At 74.1% G+C, this 2,822-nt stretch carries 1 protein-coding gene and 1 pseudogene; both read left to right on the top strand.

The features are described from left to right. The first annotated feature begins 33 nt into the window (after positions 1-33). Positions 34-1,296: a phosphoribosylamine--glycine ligase gene (gene purD / locus JHN63_RS49695; RefSeq protein ID WP_200691728.1), complete on the top strand. Its 1,263-nt coding sequence runs from the start codon at positions 34-36 to the stop codon at positions 1,294-1,296. A gap of 301 nt (positions 1,297-1,597) precedes the next feature. Continuing rightward, positions 1,598-2,822: pseudogene (locus JHN63_RS49690) on the top strand (hypothetical protein); the annotation flags it as partial.

Raw genomic sequence — 2,822 nt, 5'->3', positions numbered from 1 at the left:
ACCCCACCCCCACCGTGACCTAGGCTGACCCCCGTGAAGGTCCTCGTCATCGGTACCGGTGCCCGCGAACACGCCCTCTGCCGTTCCCTGTCCCTAGACCCCGACGTCACCGCGCTGCACTGCGCCCCCGGCAACGCCGGCATCGCCGAGGTGGCCGAGCTGCACCAGGTCGACCCCCTCGACGGCGCGGCCGTAGCCGCACTGGCCACGGAACTCGGCGCCGAGCTGGTCGTCGTCGGTCCGGAGGCCCCCCTCGTCGCCGGGGTCGCAGACGCCGTACGCGAGGCGGGCATCCCGGTCTTCGGCCCCTCCGGGGAGGCCGCGCAGCTGGAGGGCTCCAAGGCCTTCGCGAAGGAAGTGATGGCGGCGGCCGGGGTCCCGACCTCCCGCTCCTATGTCTGTACGACCCCGGAAGAGGTCGCGGAGGCGCTCGACGCCTTCGGTGCGCCCTACGTCGTCAAGGACGACGGACTGGCCGCCGGCAAGGGTGTCGTAGTGACCGACGATCTCGACGCGGCGAAGGCGCACGCGGCCGCCTGCGAGCGGGTCGTCATCGAGGAGTTCCTCGACGGGCCCGAGGTGTCGCTCTTCGCGATCACCGACGGCGTCACCGTCGTCCCGCTCCAGCCCGCCCAGGACTTCAAGCGCGCGCTGGACGGCGACGAGGGCCCGAACACCGGCGGCATGGGCGCGTACTCCCCACTGCCGTGGGCCGACCCGAAGCTGGTCGAGGAGGTCCTGCAGACCGTCCTCCAGCCGACCGTCGACGAGATGCGCCGCCGCGGCACGCCCTTCTCGGGCCTGCTCTACGCCGGTCTCGCGATCACCTCGCGCGGTGTGCGGGTCATCGAGTTCAACGCCCGCTTCGGCGACCCCGAGACCCAGGTGGTCCTGGCCCGGCTGAAGACTCCGCTGGCCGGCGTCCTGCTCGCCTCCGCGAACGGCACCCTCGACGACCTGGCCCCCCTGCGCTGGAGCGAGGACGCGGCCGTCACCGTCGTCATCGCCTCGCACAACTACCCGGACACCCCGCGCACCGGCGACCCGATCACCGGCCTCGACGAGGTGGCCGCGCAGGACGCCCCGCACGCGTACGTGCTGCACGCCGGGACCAGGTACGACGGTGACGCGGTCGTCAGCGCGGGCGGCCGCGTCCTCTCCGTCACGGCGACCGGCACGGATCTCACCCAGGCCCGCGAGCGCGCGTACGCGGCCCTGAGCCGGGTCCGGCTCGACGGCTCCCAGCACCGTACGGACATCGCGGCGAAGGCGGCGGCGGAGGCGACGGGCGAGTAGCCCCAAGCGCTCCCGCGCACCGATGAACCCCACAGGCCTCGATTCCGTCTCAGGAATCGGGGCCTGAACCATGCCCTCACCCTTGCCCTCTGTCATCCACCTTTCCCCTGAGCCATTCCATCGAGTGACCGATGCCCCAACCGGCTGACGGGGGCCGGGGCCCCAACTATGGTGCGGCGCAAGCGTTCCGGCACTTGGCCCACCGGCATTGCGATGTCAGTGGCGGGTGCCACAGTGGGGGAGTGAGCAACGCCAGCGGAGCGGGACAGCACGGAGGGGGTGAGGTCCGGTCGTGACCGGTATGGGGATGGGTGTGGAGGCGGGCGCGCAGGCGGCGCGTTCCCGGGCCCTGGCCGTGCTGCGGATCCGCAGCCGGGCGCTGGCCGTCGCCCTGTTGCCCGCCGCCGGCGCGGTGATCCTGCTCGCCGGGGGTTCCACCGGCCATCTCATGGGCCGCGGCTGGGACCTGGCCCGCTGGATCATGGGCGTGGCCGCGGTGGTCGTGCTGCTCGCGGCCGGCGCGATCGCGCTGGTCGTCGCGCGCTCCCGCCCGGCCGTGAGTCCTACGGTCGCGATCGCCGAGGAGTCGGCCCCCGACCTGTATCGCCTGGTGCGCGACCTGGCCGACCGCCTCGACGTCCCCGCACCCTCCGCGATAGCGCTCACCCCGGACTGCGACAGCTGGCTGGAGGACCGCACCCACCCGTCCCACGGCCCGCCCCCGCAGGAGAGCGGCGACGAGATCATTGGTGTACGGGGCCTCACGCCGGGGCGTTCCCGTCGTACGGCGGCCGCGCCCGTCCTCGTCATCGGCTCGCCGTTCCTGTGGTGGATGCGGGTGGGCGAGCTGCGCGCGGTGCTCGCGCCGGTCGTCGCCGGTACGGGACCCTCGGCGCACCCGGACATAGCCGCGGCCCGCCGTTTCGTACGGGGCCTGGACGCGGCGGTGGCCGTGACCTCGGCGCCCCGCGCTCCCGTGGTCCGTTCGGTGCTCGCCGGTGTGGGCTGGGTCGCCCGCCTGCTGTTGCGCAGTTGCCGGGGGCACGCGGCCGAGATGGAGCGGGGCGTGGCCGCCGCGGCCGCCGAGCGTGCACAGGCTGTGGATTACGGACTGCGGATCGTCGCGCAGGAACAGGTGGGGTTGGCGTACGCGGGCTGGGACCGGCTGCTGACCCGGGTCGCGCTGCCCGCGTGGCGTATGGGCCGCTGGCCGTCCCGGCTGGACGCGGGCGTGGTGGCGGCGCTCACGGAGCTGTCCCGCCGCGACCGGCTGGCCGAGGGCTTCGCCTCCCGCCTCGGTGAGCGCCCCGCCTGCGACCTGCTCGAAGAGCCCGGCGCGATCGACGAGGCGACCTCGCTCCTCGCCGCCCGCCTCTTCCACGGCGGCCCCGCCGAGCCCGGTCCCGACTGGGCGCCGGTGGACTGGCAGGAGTACCCGGAAGAGGTCGTCGACCGCAAATGGCGCACCGACGCGGCCCGCCTCCACCGAGTCCTCGACACCCTCGGCGTCCGCCGCGCCCCCGACC

The sequence above is a fragment of the Streptomyces sp. MBT65 genome, assembly GCF_016612545.1.
GTDB lineage: Bacteria > Actinomycetota > Actinomycetes > Streptomycetales > Streptomycetaceae > Streptomyces.
Note: the sequence above shows the minus strand (reverse complement) of the source record. Positions and strands in the feature narration are given on the sequence as shown.